The following is a 15,520-nucleotide window of genomic DNA, read 5'->3' as shown; positions in this document are numbered from 1 at the left end:
TGATGATGACACCGGAGGGCTTTGCCATGGCCAATTCGCACCTGGACACCCTGTTCGGCCCAGAACTGCCACGCCGCGACGGCAGCGAGGTTCTCGCCGCCCTGCAGGCCGCCGCCCGCGAGCGCATCCTGGTGCTCGACGGCGCCATGGGCACGGAAATCCAGACCCTGAAGCTGGTGGAAGACGATTTCCGAGGCGACCGCTTCGGCGACTGCGCCTGCCACCAGCAGGGCAACAACGACCTCCTGACGCTGACCCAGCCCGGCGCGATCGAGGACATCCACTACCGCTACGCGCTTGCCGGCGCCGACATCCTCGAAACCAACACCTTCTCCTCCACCACCATCGCCCAGGCCGATTACGGCATGGAGGACATGGTCTATGAACTGAACCGCGACGGCGCGCGCCTTGCGCGGCGCGCCGGTCTGCGCGCGCAGGAAAAGGACGGCCGCCGCCGCTTCGTCGCCGGCGCCCTCGGCCCGACGAACCGCACCGCCTCCATTTCGCCGGACGTCAACAATCCCGGCTACCGCGCCGTCACCTTCGACGACCTGCGCACCGCCTATGCCGAGCAGGTCCGCGGCCTCATCGACGGCAGCGCCGATATCATCCTGATCGAGACGATCTTTGACACGCTGAACGCCAAGGCCGCGATCTTCGCCACCCGCGAAGTCTTCGAGGAAAAGGACATCCACCTGCCGGTGATGATCTCCGGCACGATCACCGACCTTTCCGGCCGCACGCTCTCCGGCCAGACGCCGGAGGCTTTCTGGAACTCGGTGCGCCACGCCGACCCCTTCTCCATCGGCCTCAACTGCGCGCTCGGCGCCAATGCCATGCGCGCCCACCTCGCCGAAATCTCCTCCGTCGCGCAAACCTTCGTCTGCGCGTATCCCAATGCCGGCCTGCCCAACGCCTTCGGCCAGTATGACGAGACGCCGGACGAGATGGCCGCCCAGATCGAAGGGTTTATGCGCGATGGGCTCGTCAATATCGTCGGCGGCTGCTGCGGCTCGACACCGGATCATATCCGCGCCATCGCAGCCGCCGCCGCGCGCCACAGCCCGCGCGAAATCCCCGACATCCCGCGCCACATGCGCCTCTCCGGCCTCGAACCCTTCACGCTGACCGACGCCATTCCCTTCGTGAACGTGGGCGAGCGCACCAACGTCACGGGCTCGGCGAAATTCCGCAAGCTGATCACCGCCGGCGACTATGCGGCCGCCCTCGACGTCGCGCGCGACCAGGTGGCGAACGGCGCGCAGATCATCGACATCAACATGGACGAGGGCCTGATCGATTCCGCCCGGGCCATGACGGAATATGTCAACCTCATCGCCGCCGAACCGGATATCGCCCGCGTTCCCCTGATGATCGACTCGTCGAAATGGGAGGTGATCGAGGCCGGCCTGAAATGCGTGCAGGGCAAGCCGCTGGTCAACTCGATCTCGCTGAAGGAAGGCGAAGAGGCTTTCCTGCACCATGCCAAGCTCGTGCGCGCCTATGGCGCCGCCGTCGTCGTCATGGCCTTCGACGAGACCGGCCAGGCCGACACCAAGGCGCGCAAGGTGGATATCTGCACCCGCGCCTACAAGCTGCTCACCGAAGTCGCCGGCCTCGCGCCGGAAGACATCGTCTTCGACCCGAACATTTTTGCGGTGGCGACCGGCATCGAGGAACACGACAATTACGGCGTCGACTTCATCGAGGCGACCGGCGAAATCACCTCCACCCTGCCGCATGTCCACATTTCCGGCGGCGTCTCCAACCTCTCCTTCTCCTTCCGCGGCAACGAGCCGGTGCGCGAAGCCATGCACGCCGTCTTCCTCTACCATGCCATCCAGGCGGGCATGGACATGGGCATCGTCAACGCCGGCCAGCTCGCCGTCTACGACACGATCGAACCGGACCTGCGCGAGGCCTGCGAGGACGTGGTGCTGAACCGTCAGCCCAAAAGCGGCGGCACCGCCACCGAACGCCTGCTGGAAATCGCCGAGCGCTTCAAGGGTGCTGCCGGCAAGGAAGCCAAGGAGCGTGACCTCGCCTGGCGCGACTGGGGCGTCGAAAAGCGGCTGGAGCACGCGCTCGTCAACGGCATCACCGAATTCGTCGAGGCCGACACGGAAGAGGCCCGCCAGAACGCAGAACGCCCGCTTCACGTCATCGAAGGTCCGCTGATGGCCGGCATGAACGTCGTCGGCGACCTTTTTGGCGCGGGCAAGATGTTTCTGCCGCAGGTGGTGAAGTCCGCCCGCGTGATGAAGCAGGCCGTCGCGGTGCTGCTGCCCTACATGGAAGCCGAGAAGCTCGCCAACGGCGGCAGCGGTGAACGCCAGAGTGCGGGCAAGATCCTGATGGCGACCGTGAAAGGCGACGTGCACGATATCGGCAAGAACATCGTCGGCGTCGTGCTCGCCTGCAACAATTACGAGATCATCGACCTCGGCGTCATGGTGCCGGCAACGAAGATCCTCGAAACGGCGAAGGCCGAAAAAGTCGATATCATCGGCCTGTCCGGCCTCATCACCCCTTCGCTCGACGAAATGGTGCATGTCGCGACCGAAATGGAGCGCGAAGGCTTCGACATCCCGCTCCTCATCGGCGGCGCCACGACCAGCCGCGTGCACACGGCCGTCAAGATCCACCCGCGCTACGACCGCGGCCAGACCGTCTATGTCACCGATGCCAGCCGCGCCGTCGGCGTGGTCGGCAGCCTGCTGTCGGCCGACATGAAGCCCGGCTACGTCGAGACGCTGAAGGCGGAATACCGCAAGGTCGCCGACGCCCATGCCCGCAGCGAAGCGGAAAAGCAGCGCCTGCCGATCGCCAAGGCCCGCGACAACGCCTTCAAGGCCGACTGGTCCGCGTACCAGCCGAAGACGCCATCCTTCCTCGGCACGCGTGTCTGGCAGGATTGGGACCTCGCCGACCTCGCCCGCTATATCGACTGGACCCCCTTCTTCCAGACCTGGGAGCTGAAGGGCGTCTATCCGAAAATCCTCGACGACGAGAAGCAGGGTCCTGCCGCCCGCCAGCTCTTTGCCGACGCCCAGGCCATGCTCCAAAAGATCATCGCCGAAAAATGGTTCACGCCAAAAGCCGTCATCGGCTTCTGGCCGGCAAACAGCGTGGGCGACGACATCCGCCTCTTCACCGACGAGGCGCGCAACAGGGAGCTCGCCACCTTCTTCACGCTGCGCCAGCAGCTCTCCAAGCGCGACGGCCGTCCGAACGTCGCCCTTTCAGACTTCGTCGCCCCGGTGGACAGCGGCAAGCAGGATTATCTCGGCGGCTTCGTCGTGACCGCCGGCATCGGCGAGATCGCCATCGCGGAACGTTTCGAGCGCGCGAACGACGACTACAACTCGATCCTCGTCAAGGCGCTCGCCGACCGTTTCGCCGAAGCCTTCGCCGAGCGCATGCACGAGGTCGTGCGCAAGGAACTCTGGGGCTACGCGCCGGACGAAACCTTCGCCCCGACGGACCTGATCGGCGAACCCTATGCCGGCATCCGCCCCGCTCCCGGCTACCCCGCCCAGCCCGACCACACGGAGAAGACGGCGCTCTTCCACCTGCTCGATGCAGAGAAGAAAATCGGCGTGACGCTGACGGAAAGCTTCGCCATGTGGCCCGGCTCCTCCGTCTCCGGCCTCTACATCGCCTCGCCCGAGAGCTACTATTTCGGCGTCGCCAAGGTGGAGCGCGACCAGGTGGAGGACTATGCGCGCCGCAAGGGCATGTCCGTGATGGAGGTCGAGCGCTGGCTCGGCCCGGTGCTCAACTACGTGCCCGCGCCGTCGATGGCCGCCGCCGAATAATCACTCGCCGCGGCCACGGAAACGGCGCTGGTAGGCGGGATCGTAGAGCGAGCTCTCGCGAAAATCCTCCGCGGCCAGCGTCCGGCCGACGAAGATCAGCGCCGTGCGCTCGATCGGCTCCTCGGCGACCTTTGCCGCGATGTCGGACAGCGTGCCGCGCACCACGCGCTCATCGGGCCACGAGGCCTTGACGACGATCGCCACCGGGCAATCGGCGCCATAGAGCGGCGTCAGGTCCTCGACGACCTTGTCCAGCGCGTGGATCGCCAGATGAATGGCAAGCGTCGCCCCCGTCGCGCCGAAATTTTCCAGCGTCTCGCGGTTCGGCATGGGGGAAGCGCGGCCCGACACTCGGGTGAGCACCAGGCTCTGCGCGACCGCGGGAATGGTAAGCTCCCGGCCAAGTGCCGCAGCGGCCGCGGCAAAGGAGGGCACGCCCGGCGTCATCGTGTAGGTCAGCCCATGTTTTTCCAGCCGGCGGATCTGCTCGGCAACGGCGCTCCAGACGGACAAGTCGCCGGAATGCAGCCGTGCCACATCCTCCTCCGCTTCCGCCGCACGCAAAAATTCCGCCTCGATCTCGTCGAGCGAGAGCGGCGCCGTATCGACGATGCGCGCACCGGGCGGGCAATATTGCAAAAGCTCCGGCGAGACGATGGAGCCGGCATAGAGGCAGACCGGGCATTTGCCGATGAGGTCACGCCCGCGCACGGTGATGAGATCGGCGGCACCCGGTCCGGCGCCGATGAAATGGACAGTCATGGCTCAATCCTCAATATGTTTAGCCGGCTTCACCCAGCGCCATTGCATGACCGGCATGGCCGGCCGCCAGCCCGTCATGTTTCCAACGGGCAATGCCCGCGCGATATCGACACGGATCAACGAGCCGCCGAGCCGCGCATGATGCGCAAGAAGCACCGCCTCCATCTCCGTCGTCACCGCATTGGCGACAAACCGGCCGCCGGGTTTCAGGCCGCTAAGCGCCGCCTCCATCACCCCCGCCTCGCTACCGCCGCCGCCGATGAAGATGGCATCCGGCGCCGCCAGCCCGGCAAGCGCGCCCGGCGCCACACCCTCGACCACCGACAGGCCCGGCACACCAAAATTCTGCGCATTCCGCCGGATGCGGGCGGCACGCTCGGCATGGCCCTCGATCGCAATGGCGCGCAGCGACGGATCGGCCAGCATCCACTCGATGCCGATCGAGCCCGACCCGGCACCGACATCCCACAGCAGTTCGCCGCGCTTCGGCGCAAGGGCGGAAAGCGTCAGCGCCCGCACCTCATGCTTGGTGATCTGGCCGTCATGCTCGAAAAGCCCGTCGTGGAGCCCCGGCGTAAAGGCCAGCACCCGCGCGTCAGCCCCGGCCGCGACCTCCACCGCACAGACATTCAGCATGTCCGCATCCACGAGGGAAAACCGGTCCGCCCGATGGCTGCTCACCCGCTCCCGCGCGCCGCCGAGCGCTTCGAGAACGGTCATCGCCGAGCCGCCAAAGCCGCTTTCCGCCAGCAGGACCGCCAGTGCCGCCGGCCCGTCGCTGTCGGAGGTCAGCGCCAGAATCCGGCTACCGGGATGCAGGTGCGGGCGGATAAGATCGACCGGCCGCCCGTGCAGCGAGACGCAGACCGTATCCTGCAACGCCCAGCCCAAGCGCGACGCCGCAAGGCTGAAAGCCGAGGGCGCGGGAAAGACGCACATCTCCGCCCGCGCAATGCGCCGGGACAACGTGACGCCAACGCCATAAAAGAACGGATCACCGGACGCGAGCACGACGATGGGTCGGCCCCGCGCCGCGAGCACCGCCTCGACGGAGCGCTCGAACGGGCTCAACCACACCTGCCGCGCCCCGCGGATCGCCGCATCGGCAAGCTCCAGATGCCGCGCGCCGCCGAAAACGATCTCGGCCGCACCGATCGCAGTCTTGGCCTCGTCACCGAGACCCGCTAGACCATCCTCGCCGATCCCGACGATGGAAAGCCACGGGGCGGCCGAAAGGGATTGATCAGGCGTGGACAAGCAACGCATCCTCATTTTGGGCGGCACGACCGAGGCCCGCGATCTTGCAAGCCGGCTTGCCGAAAGGCCCGACCTTGCCGTCACGCTGTCGCTCGCCGGCCGCACGCTCGATCCTGCCCCGCAACCCGTGCCCGTGCGCACCGGCGGTTTCGGCGGCGTGGAGGGCCTTTCCGCCTATCTCGATAACGAAGCCATCGATCTCCTGATCGACGCCACGCATCCCTTCGCCCGGCAGATTTCCGCCAATGCCCACGCGGCGAGCCACACGACCGGCGTGCCGCTGCTGCGGCTGGAACGCCTCGGCTGGGACGAGACCGAAGGCGACCGCTGGACGCGCGTCCCCTCGACCGATGCGGCCGTGGCGGCCTTGGGCGACGAACCCCACCGCGTGCTGCTGGCGATCGGCCGGCAGGAGGCCAAAACCTTCGATACCGCGCCGCAGCACCACTATCTCGTGCGTAGCGTCGATCCGGTCGATCCGCCGCTGGACGCGCCGCATGTCGAATATCTGCTCGCCCGCGGCCCCTTCGCCGTGGAGGCGGAGGTCGCCCTTCTGCGCGAACACCGCATCGACGTGATCGTCAGCAAGAATTCCGGCGGCGACGCCACCCATGGCAAGATCGTCGCCGCGCGCATTCTCGGCCTGCCCGTCGTGCTCGTCGATCGAGCCGAAGACGGCAAAGACCACCGCGCCGAGACGGTCGAGGACGCGCTGCGGCTTGCCGATCATCTGCTGGCATCCTTCAGGAACCGCGGCGTATAGACGAGATCCGCCAGGCCAGGGCGCGCAATGACCCGCGTTTCCGGTGAGCCGATGACCACGCAGGTCGCCATGTCGGCGCGCTCCGCCTCCGCCTCGCCGATCGGCATGACCAGTATGCGCTCATCCAGTCGCCCGGCGGCACGGCCGAAGATCACCGGGGTCTCGGCGGGCAGAACCTCGCGCAGGATTTCAAAGGCACGGCCGAGCTGCCAGGGCCGCGCCTTGCTGATCGGATTGTAGAGCGCGATGACGAGCCCGGCTTCCGACACCATCCGCAACCGCCTCTCGATGATCTCCCAGGGTTTCAGGTTGTCCGATAGCGAGATCGCGCAAAAATCATGGCCGAGCGGCGCGCCGATGCGGGCTGCCACCGCCAGCATGGCGGTGACACCCGGCACGACGACGAGATCGACCGACTTCCAGTCCACCGGCCCGGCATCAATCGCCTCGCAGACCGCCGCCGCCATGGCAAAAACGCCGGGATCGCCGCCCGAAACGACGCAGACATTCACCCCCGCCGCCGCCCGCTCAAGTGCTGCCTGCGCCCGATTCAGCTCCTCGCGATTGTCGGAAGCCACCTTGATCTGGTCCGGCCTCAGATTCAGCCGGTCGATATAGGGGAAATAGCCGAAGAATTCCGTCGAAGCCTCGACGGCGCGCAGGGCTTCCGGCGTCATCTGGTCCGGATTGCCCGGGCCGGTGCCGATGACGAAGAGTTTTCCGCTCATTCGCGCCCGCTCCAGCCCGGCACGAGCACCAGCGAGAAATAGGGCGCCACGTCATCGAGCTTTTCCGAAAGCCGCATGGATTTGCCGACCGGCGTGGTGCCGCGCTCGACATAGACCGCCTCGCCGAGCCGGCCGGCATTGGACAGCGCGCGGCGGATTTTCGGCAGGTTGCGGCCGACCTTCATGATGACGGCAGCCTCGGTATCGACGAGCCGGCGCGAAAGCTCCTCCTCGCCCATCGTGCCCGGCAGCACGGAGAGCACGTCGTCGCCCTGCACGATCGGCAGGCCCGACAGCGACCAGCAGCCGGACATCGCCGTGATGCCGGGGATGACCTCCGTCGGGAATCTGTCGGCCAGCCGCACATGCAGGTGCATGTAGGAGCCGTAGAACATCGGGTCGCCTTCGGAAAGAATCGCCACCGTTCGCCCGGCTGCGAGATGTTCGGCGACCGCTGCCGCGGAGGCATCGTAGAAGGCCGTGATCTGGCTCTTGTAGTCGTCGTGGTCCTTGTGGATTTCCGTCGTCACCGGATAGTAGAGCGGCAGCTCCACCATGCCGGGCTTCAACAGGCCCTCGACGATCGCCCGCCCGTTGCCCGTGCGGCCGGCCTTGGCGAAATAGGCGAGCACATCCGCCTCGCCGATCGCCCGCACCGCCTTCAATGTCAGCAGTTCCGGATCGCCCGGCCCCGTGCCCACGCCAAAAAGTCGTCCCGTCACCGTCGCCACCATGTTCATAGTCCCGGCCTCGCCAGCGAATTGAGCGCGGCCGCCGTCATGGCACTGCCGCCGAGGCGGCCGCGCACGATGGCATAGGGCACGCTATAGGAATTTTCCGCCAGCGCATCCTTGGATTCCGCCGCCCCCACGAAGCCGACCGGCATGCCGAGGATCGCCGCCGGTTTCGGCGCGCCGTCGCGCAGCAGTTCGAGCAGGTAGAACAGTGCCGTCGGCGCATTGCCGATCGCCACCACGGAGCCCGCCATGCGATCGAGCCAGAGCCGGATGGCGGCCGCCGAACGTGTGTTGCCGCTTTCCGCGGCAAGTTCCGGCGTGCGCGGATCGCGCAGCGTGCAGATGACGTCATTGTTCGCCGGCAAACGCGCCGCCGTCACGCCGCGCGCGACCATTTCGGCATCGCAGAAGATCGGCGCGCCGGCCTGAAGGGCTGCGCGTGCGGAGGCGACGAAATCCGGCGAGAAGACGAAATGCGGCGCCGCCTCGACCAGGCCGGCGGCATGGATCATGCGCACGGCGACATCGGCCTCCGCCTCGGAGAAGCGCGACAGATCGGCCTCCGCGCGGATGATGGCGAAGGATTTTTCATAGATGGCGTTGCCATCCTTGATGTAGTCGTACTCGGTCATGTGAGGCCTTGATATGCGGAAGCGAGGGTCGCGGGCGCGGTGCGGTCGAGCAGGCTCTTGGCCGTCTCGTTTTCCGCACGGCGCACGCGCAAGAGGGTGCCTATACGCTGGATCGCGGGCTCCAGCGTTTCGGGGGAAACCGTTGCCTCAGGGGCGTCGCCAGCCCGTCCGGGCGCGACGAGGCCGATGCCGGCCGCCGTGCCGCAAAGCGTGACGGCGGCGCTGGCCGGATGGGCGCAGCCCTTCGGGCAACCGGAAATGTGCACGTCGACGGAGCCATCCAGCAGGGCGTCCGCATGCGCCACCAGGGCATCGGCCGCCGCATGGGTATCGAACGTGCCGGAAGCGCAGCCGGCGGCCCCGGCGCAGATCGAGATCGCGCGGCCCGGCGCATCGGCCGAGCTCCAGAAACCTTCGCGATCCGCATGCGCCCGCGCAGCGGCAAGCGTCGCCTCGCAGAGGCCGCGGACCAGAAGCGTGCGATGCGGCGCAAGGCGGAATTCCACGGCACCGCAGGCGGAAAGCCCGTCCAGAAGGGCAGCCAGATGGTCGGCATGCATCTGGCCATAGGCGGGCGCAAGGCCGAGCACGATTTCGCCTCCGATGTCGTGAAGGCCAAGCGGATGCCGCGACGATGCGGCGGGAAGAGCGAGTGGTACCTGACCGGCACCCAGCGCCGCGCGATCGAGGTCGCGGCCGCGCGCGGCCGGTCCGATGGCGGCAAGGGCTTCGACGACCGTCATGGTGCCGGCGATGACCGCTTCCGGAGAGAGCAGGGCCACGGCCTTCGCGGTCGTCCGGTCTCCGCCCACCGAGAGCCGCCAGGCAAACCCCTCCGCCTGCGCAACAGCATCGAGCCGGATATCGGCAACCATGTCGGCAAGGGAGATAAGCCCGCCACCATCGACGACGATGGCGAGTTTTGGCGCAAGCCGGAGCCCGGCGCCCGTTATGGCGTGACGAAGCGTTTCGGCAACCGGCGTCGCATCGGCGATTTCGGAAGGGTCAACGCCCGCAAGCGGCGGCACCTCGATCGCGACACCCGTTTGCGGCACGATACCGGCGGCGGCGAGGCCTGTTGCAAGGCGCGGCACCGTATCCGCGCTCAGGCCCCGAAGCTGGAAATTGCCGCGCGCGGTGATCTCGATCAGCCCGTTGCCATGTTCGCGCGCGAGATCGGCAAGCGCATGCAGGTCCTTCGCGGAAAGCGCTGTCGCGACAGGCCGCAGGCGCACCAGCAGGCCGTCACCCGTCTGCATCGGCGTCGCAATGGATGGACAGGCACCACGGCGGAGGGCGGTGCGTTCAAGGGCAAGGGTCGCCGTCATGCCGCGCCCTCCTCGCTCTCGGTCGCCGGGCGGCGGATCAGGTAGGTGTCCATGATCCAGCCGTGTTTTTCACGCGCATCGCGACGGGTGTCGCTGATGGTTTGCGATATCTCGGCGAGCTTGCCGGAGAGCAGGATTTCGTGCGGCGTGCCGAGATAGGCGCCCCACCAGATGTCCGCCTCCGCATCCTCCACCGTGCGAAAGGCCTGCATGCCATCCAGCATGACGAGCGCGTCGCGCGTCCCCTCCGGCCAGCCTTCGGAAAGCCTGCGGCCGGTGGTGATCTGCACGGGAAGACCGATGCGGTTCAGCGCGATGCCGTGGCTGGCGCAGAGCGCCTGCACGCTGGTGATGCCGGGAATGACCTCCGTCTCGAAAGCGACACGCCCGGCGGTGCGGACATGCTCGACGATGCGCAGCGTGCTGTCGTAAAGCATCGGATCGCCCCAGACGAGCAGGCCGAGCGTCTCGTCCTCGCCGACCGCATTCAGAAGCGTGCGCTCGTAGACGGCGGCGATGGCGCGGTGCCAGTCGTGCACGCCGTCCTCATAGGAACCGTCGGCGCGGCGCACCGGCACGGCATAGTCATGGATGCGGCAGGCGGGGTTGGTCAGGAATCGGTCGCAGATCTCGCGGCGCGCGTCGGCGAGAAAGGCCTTCTCGTCGCCTTTGGTCGGTATGAGGAGCACATCCGCCCGGTTCAGCGCATTGATCGCCTGAACGGTCATGTGCTCGGGATTGCCCGCGCCGATCCCGATGACCAGTAGTTTTCTCAAATTCCGTCTCCCGTGCGGCATCCGCTCCCGGTTTGCGGCCCGATTTGGGTCCCGCACCCCTTCCTAATCCCAAAAGCCGGCGGAAAACAGTCCCCGAAACGCGTCCTTTGCCGGTCTTTTTGAGACCTAAGCCGCTGCGCGGCTCGTGAGGTAGGCGCGCGGCGACGCGCCCAGCATGCGCTTGAACATGGTGGTGAAGGCCGGCACGCTCTCGTAGCCCGTGTCGAGCGCCACGCGCGTCACCGGCTCGCCGGCGGCCAGCCGCGGCAGGCAAGCGAACAGACACGCTTGTTGCCGCCAGGTGACGAAGCTCACGCCCATCTCCTCGCGAAAGAACCGCGTGAAGGTGCGCCGGCTCATGTTGAGGTGTCTTGCCCAGTCGTCGATCTTCGCCGTCGGCGACGGCTGCTCGACGAAATCGCGGCAAAGCTCGGCCAGCCGCCCGCTTGCCGGAAAGGGCAGGCCGAGCCGGCGTTCCGGCAGGCGGCCGATCTCGTCGAGCAGCAGCGCCATCACCAGTTCCGCCCGCCCGCGCTCTTCGGGAACCGGCCCCTGCCGCACCGCCTCGGTGATAAGCTGGCGGGCAAGATCCGTTACCTCCAGCACGGCCGGCTCCAGCGAGGCCGCCAGCCCTTCCGGCGAATAGATATAAACCGACCGCATGCTGACATCGCTGTACATCTCGACGGAATGTTCGAGCCCGCGCGGGATGAGCAGCGCATGGCCGGGCGGGATCATCCAGCGCCCGCGCTCCGTGCCGACCAGCACGACGCCGGCAAAGACGCAGAGAAACTGCGTGCGCCGGTGGCGGTGCGGCGGCACGACATAACCGCCCGGAATCTCCGAACTGCGGATGAGAACGTCCTCGTTGGACTGTTCCATCTGCGAATGCGTGCGGATGTGATCGTCATCGAGCGCCCGCAGGCGCTCCTGGGTGAGTTTTTCCATCTTTGGCCCACTCGCGTAAGAAATGGACCTCAGCACAAAAGCAGGCCGCAGGCAATCCTTGTATGAGAGCGGCAAAAGTCGCCATACCGGGCGGATCATTCGAGGCCATTATGTCCACTGTCGTTCCCGCAGCGCCCCGGGCCGCTGCCAGCACCACCTATTCCATCATCGTCGCCGTCAGCGTCTGCCACATGCTGAACGACATCATGCAGTCGCTACTAACGTCGCTCTATCCGCTCTTGAAGGAAAACTACGCGCTCGACTTCGTGCAGATCGGCCTGCTCACCATGGCCTTCCAGGTCACGGCATCGCTCTTGCAGCCGGCCGTCGGCATCGTCACGGATCGCTGGCCGATGCCCTTCTCGCTGCCGGTCGGCATGGGAAGCACCTTCGTCGGCCTCATCCTGCTCGCCTATGCGCATTCCTTCCCCATGCTGGTCTTCGGCGCCTGCCTGATCGGCCTCGGCTCGGCGATCTTCCATCCGGAATCCTCGCGCGTCGCGCGCCTTGCCTCGGGCGGCCGCCACGGCCTCGCGCAGTCGATGTTCCAGGTCGGCGGCAATGCCGGCACGGCGATCGGCCCGCTGCTCGCCGCCTTCATCGTGCTGCCCTTCGGGCAGACGAGCGTCGCCTGGTTCTCGGCCGTGGCTTTGGTCGGCATGGTCCTGCTCACCTGGGTCGGCAACTGGTATGCCGGCGAACGCCGGCTTGCCGCCGGCCGCCCGGCCGTCAGCCGCGAACTGCCGCTGGCGCGCGGCCGTGTCATGTGGGCCTTCGCCGTGCTCGTTCTGCTGACGACCACGAAAAACGTCTACCTCTCCAGCCTTTCCAGCTACTTCACCTTCTACACGATCGAGAATTTCGGCCTCGGCGTGCGCGATGCGCAGCTCATGCTGTTCCTCTTCCTCGGCGCGTCCGCCGTCGGCGTCTTCATGGGCGGCCCGATCGGCGACCGGTTCGGCACGCGCTTCGTCATCTGGTTCTCGATCCTCGGCGTCATCCCCTTCGCGCTGCTGCTGCCCTATGCCAACCTGTTCTGGACGGGCGTGCTGACCGTGCTGATCGGCCTGATCTTCTCCTCGGCCTTTTCCGCCATCGTCGTCTTCGCGCAGGAGCTGGTGCCGGGCCGCGTCGGCATGATCGCCGGCATCTTCTTCGGTTTCGCCTTCGGCGCCGGCGGCCTCGGTGCCGCGGTCCTCGGCGGCTTCGCCGATACACACGGCATCAACTTCATCTACAAGATCTGCTCGTACATGCCGCTGCTCGGCATCCTGACGATCCTGCTGCCGCGCCTGCCCGGCAAGCATTGAGACACAAAAAAACGCCCGGCTTCCACCGGGCGTTTTTCATTTCAGGAGAACCTTAAATCCGCGCCCCGGCAAAGTGCGCGATCTGCGCGCCGAGCTCGTAATACCCCTCGCGCACCGACCGGAAGGACTGCGCCTCCGGTTCGCTCACCGGCAAGGGCAGGTCCTTTTCCGCGATCTCGCCGGAAACGAGCTGCGCCAGCGTGCGGCCGAAGACCGTGCCCGGCGCGATGCCGCGGCCGTTATAGCCGGAAAAGCCGATGACATTCTCGGCGAGGCGGTGGAAGCGCGGCAGGTTGTCCGCGGTCATGCCGATCTTGCCGTACCATTCCGCCTCGAAGGCAATGTCGCCGATCTCCGGAAACAGCTTTTTCAGCGCGCGCCGCGCCCAGGCCTTGTGGATGCCCGTGCCGGTGCCGCGCAGCGCGCCGACGCTGCCAAACACCAGCCGGCCGCGCTTGTCGAAGCGGAAGGAGGAGAGGATCTCCTTCGTATCCCACGCCCCCTGCTTCTCCGGCAGGATCTTCGCCTGCATCTCGGCCGAAAGCGGCACGGTGGCGAAGTTGAAATAGGGCAGGTGCAGCAGCTCGGCGCGCACCTCGTTCCAGGGTGCCACCGTATAGGCGTTGGTGGCGACGACCACCCAGTCCGCAGTGACAGAACCGCGCGCGGTGTTCACCGTCCAGCGCTTTCCCGTCCGCTCCGCGCCCGTCACCGGGCTTGCGGTGAAAACCCGCGCCCCGGCCGCAATCGCCGCCCGCGCCAGGCCGCGGGCATAGGCGAGCGGCTGGATCGTGCCGGCGCGCAGGTCGAGCAGCGAGCCGGCATATGCGTCCGTGCCGACCTTCACCGCCGTCTCGGCCGCATCGAGCAGCCGCACCGGCGCGCCGCGCCGCGCCCATTGCTCGGCGCGCTGCTTCAGTTCGTCGAGGCCGGACTGGCCGACGGCGCAATGCAGCGTGCCGACCGGGTTGATCTCGCAGTCGATGCCGTGTTTCTCGACGAGGTCGAACACCGCGCGCGGCGCATTGCCGAGAAGCTCCAGCAGCCGGCCGCCATGCAGCTCGCCCAGCACCCCCGGCAGCTCGTCCGGCATCACCCACATGCCGGCATTGACGAGGCCGACATTGCGCCCCGAGCCGCCATAACCGATCTCCGCCCCTTCGAGCAGCACGACCCGCGTGCCGCGCTCCGCCAGGTGCAGCGCCGTCGAAAAGCCGGTGTAACCGCCGCCGACGATCACCACATCCGCCTCCGCCTTTCCGGAAAAGGCGACGGTTTCGGGTGCGGGCGGAGCGGTCATCTCCCAAAGGCCATGGGAGCGCGGGTCGTTGAGCATGGGCGTCTGTCTTTTCCGGAGGAGAATTTTCTGGCCGCACCATCGGCGATGCGGCACCGGGACTAAAGCAAAAATTGCGAACGGGGTCATGCCCCATCCGCATGACACCCCTGCTCAGGGAACTTCCTTGGCAATCCACGCGCGAAAAGCCTGGCTAAGCGGGTTTTCCAGTTTCCCCTCCGGCAGAACGAGGTAGTAGCTGTTCTGCGTTTCCATCGGCCGGTCGAAGACCACCGCGAGCCGGCCGCTCGCCAGTTCCTGCTCGATGAGATAGCGCGGCAGCAGCGCGAAGCCGAGGCCTGCGACCGCCGATTCGATGACCATGGCGAACTGGTCGAAACGGTGGCCGCGATAAGCCGTGTCCGACGCGCCGCCATTCAGCTCGAACCATTGCGCCCACAATTTCGGCCGTGTCGCGAGATGCAGCAGCGGCGCGGTCTCCAGGTCCTTCGGCTCGGACAGGTTCCAGGATTCCAGCAGCTCCGGGCTTGCCGCCGGCAGGATGACCTCGCTGCACAGATAGGAACAGGCCGCGCGCGCCCAGACCGGCTGGCCGTAATGGATTGCCAGGTCGAAATTCTCCTCGTCGAAATCGAAGGGGGCGGAGCGCGAGGCGATGTTGACGATCGTGCCCGGATGCTGGGCGAGGAAGGCTGGAATGCGCGGCGTCAGCCAGCGGCTGCCGAAGGTCGGCAGCGTCGCGATGGAGAGGCTGTGCTCGGAGGAGGCGGATGCCATGGCGCGCAGCATGGTCTCTTCCGTCTGGTGCAAGAGCTTGCGCACCTCCGGCAGGAAACGCCGTCCGTCCTCCGACAGCACGACGCGCTGGCGCACGCGCTCGAACAGCAGCACGCCGAGCTGTTCCTCCAGGTCCTTGATCTGCCGGCTGACGGCGCTCTGGGTCAGGTTCAGCTCGTGGGCAGCCTGCGTGAAGCTGCCATGACGCGCGGCGCATTCGAACGCCTGCAGCGTGGTGACGTCCGGGATCAGCCTTCGACTGAGCTTCATTCTTTCCTCGCATCAACATAGTCAGAACGGTCGCAATCGCTCAAGGAAACGATCCGGTATGATCCGTTTTGAGAATGAACAGGGCCTCCCCCCTTGTAAAGCAATTCCAGGAAAAGT

General features: G+C 66.7%; 13 protein-coding genes. 3 read left to right on the top strand and 10 right to left on the bottom strand.

All coding sequences use genetic code 11. The annotated features are described in order from the left end of the window. Positions 1-26: 26 nt before the first annotated feature. Positions 27-3,818 carry a methionine synthase gene (gene metH / locus AC1Q6Z_RS17585; RefSeq protein WP_492648719.1) on the top strand — a complete coding sequence of 1,264 codons (3,792 nt, stop codon included), beginning with the start codon at positions 27-29 and terminating at the stop codon, positions 3,816-3,818. On the opposite strand, the gene cobM is transcribed toward metH, so the two are convergent. Continuing rightward, positions 3,819-4,580, bottom strand: a complete 762-nt coding sequence (gene cobM / locus AC1Q6Z_RS17580) for a precorrin-4 C(11)-methyltransferase (RefSeq protein ID WP_492648718.1) — start codon at positions 4,578-4,580, stop codon at positions 3,819-3,821. Positions 4,581-4,583: 3 nt separating this feature from the next. Then, on the bottom strand, positions 4,584-5,846 hold the full coding sequence (cbiE, locus tag AC1Q6Z_RS17575) for a precorrin-6y C5,15-methyltransferase (decarboxylating) subunit CbiE (protein WP_492648717.1): 1,263 nt from the start codon (positions 5,844-5,846) through the stop codon (positions 4,584-4,586). Here cbiE and AC1Q6Z_RS17570 point away from each other — a divergent pair. Further along, positions 5,830-6,600 carry a cobalt-precorrin-6A reductase gene (locus AC1Q6Z_RS17570; RefSeq protein ID WP_492648716.1) on the top strand — a complete coding sequence of 257 codons (771 nt, stop codon included), beginning with the start codon at positions 5,830-5,832 and terminating at the stop codon, positions 6,598-6,600. The two genes, cbiE and AC1Q6Z_RS17570, sit on opposite strands and share 17 nt — an antisense overlap. Here the strand turns inward: AC1Q6Z_RS17570 and AC1Q6Z_RS17565 are convergent. From AC1Q6Z_RS17565 to AC1Q6Z_RS17540, 6 genes are all read right to left on the bottom strand, one after another. After that, positions 6,564-7,328 (bottom strand): precorrin-3B C(17)-methyltransferase, encoded by a 765-nt coding sequence (locus AC1Q6Z_RS17565; RefSeq protein WP_492648715.1) that lies wholly within the window; start codon positions 7,326-7,328, stop codon positions 6,564-6,566. The two genes, AC1Q6Z_RS17570 and AC1Q6Z_RS17565, sit on opposite strands and share 37 nt — an antisense overlap. Continuing rightward, on the bottom strand, positions 7,325-8,062 hold the full coding sequence (locus tag AC1Q6Z_RS17560; RefSeq protein ID WP_435268389.1) for a precorrin-2 C(20)-methyltransferase: 738 nt from the start codon (positions 8,060-8,062) through the stop codon (positions 7,325-7,327). Before AC1Q6Z_RS17560 ends, AC1Q6Z_RS17565 begins: the two co-directional genes overlap by 4 nt. 2 nt (positions 8,063-8,064) lie before the next feature. Beyond that, a complete protein-coding gene (locus AC1Q6Z_RS17555) occupies positions 8,065-8,697 on the bottom strand; it encodes a precorrin-8X methylmutase (RefSeq protein ID WP_492648714.1) in 633 nt (210 codons plus the stop codon). Then, positions 8,694-10,025, bottom strand: a complete 1,332-nt coding sequence (cobG, locus tag AC1Q6Z_RS17550) for a precorrin-3B synthase (protein ID WP_492648713.1) — start codon at positions 10,023-10,025, stop codon at positions 8,694-8,696. Before cobG ends, AC1Q6Z_RS17555 begins: the two co-directional genes overlap by 4 nt. Continuing rightward, a complete protein-coding gene (gene cobF / locus AC1Q6Z_RS17545; protein ID WP_492648712.1) occupies positions 10,022-10,801 on the bottom strand; it encodes a precorrin-6A synthase (deacetylating) in 780 nt (259 codons plus the stop codon). The genes cobG and cobF overlap by 4 nt, the downstream gene beginning before the upstream one ends. 126 nt (positions 10,802-10,927) lie before the next feature. Then, on the bottom strand, positions 10,928-11,749 hold the full coding sequence (locus tag AC1Q6Z_RS17540) for an AraC family transcriptional regulator (protein ID WP_256119561.1): 822 nt from the start codon (positions 11,747-11,749) through the stop codon (positions 10,928-10,930). A gap of 110 nt (positions 11,750-11,859) precedes the next feature. Here AC1Q6Z_RS17540 and AC1Q6Z_RS17535 point away from each other — a divergent pair, with 110 nt between their 5' ends. Continuing rightward, the gene (locus AC1Q6Z_RS17535; protein ID WP_256119562.1) at positions 11,860-13,059 is read left to right on the top strand and encodes an MFS transporter; all 1,200 of its coding nucleotides are present in this window, start codon (positions 11,860-11,862) and stop codon (positions 13,057-13,059) included. A 52-nt stretch (positions 13,060-13,111) separates the two neighbouring features. On the opposite strand, the gene AC1Q6Z_RS17530 is transcribed toward AC1Q6Z_RS17535, so the two are convergent. Next, positions 13,112-14,395, bottom strand: coding sequence for an NAD(P)/FAD-dependent oxidoreductase (locus AC1Q6Z_RS17530; RefSeq protein WP_492648711.1), 1,284 nt, complete (start codon positions 14,393-14,395; stop codon positions 13,112-13,114). Positions 14,396-14,509: 114 nt separating this feature from the next. Beyond that, positions 14,510-15,403: a LysR family transcriptional regulator gene (locus AC1Q6Z_RS17525; RefSeq protein WP_435268372.1), complete on the bottom strand. Its 894-nt coding sequence runs from the start codon at positions 15,401-15,403 to the stop codon at positions 14,510-14,512. Between the last annotated feature and the right edge of the window lie 117 nt (positions 15,404-15,520).

The sequence above is a fragment of the Shinella sp. GW835-FHT14H05 genome (assembly GCF_058793575.1).
This window is presented reverse-complemented; position numbering and strand designations above follow the sequence as displayed.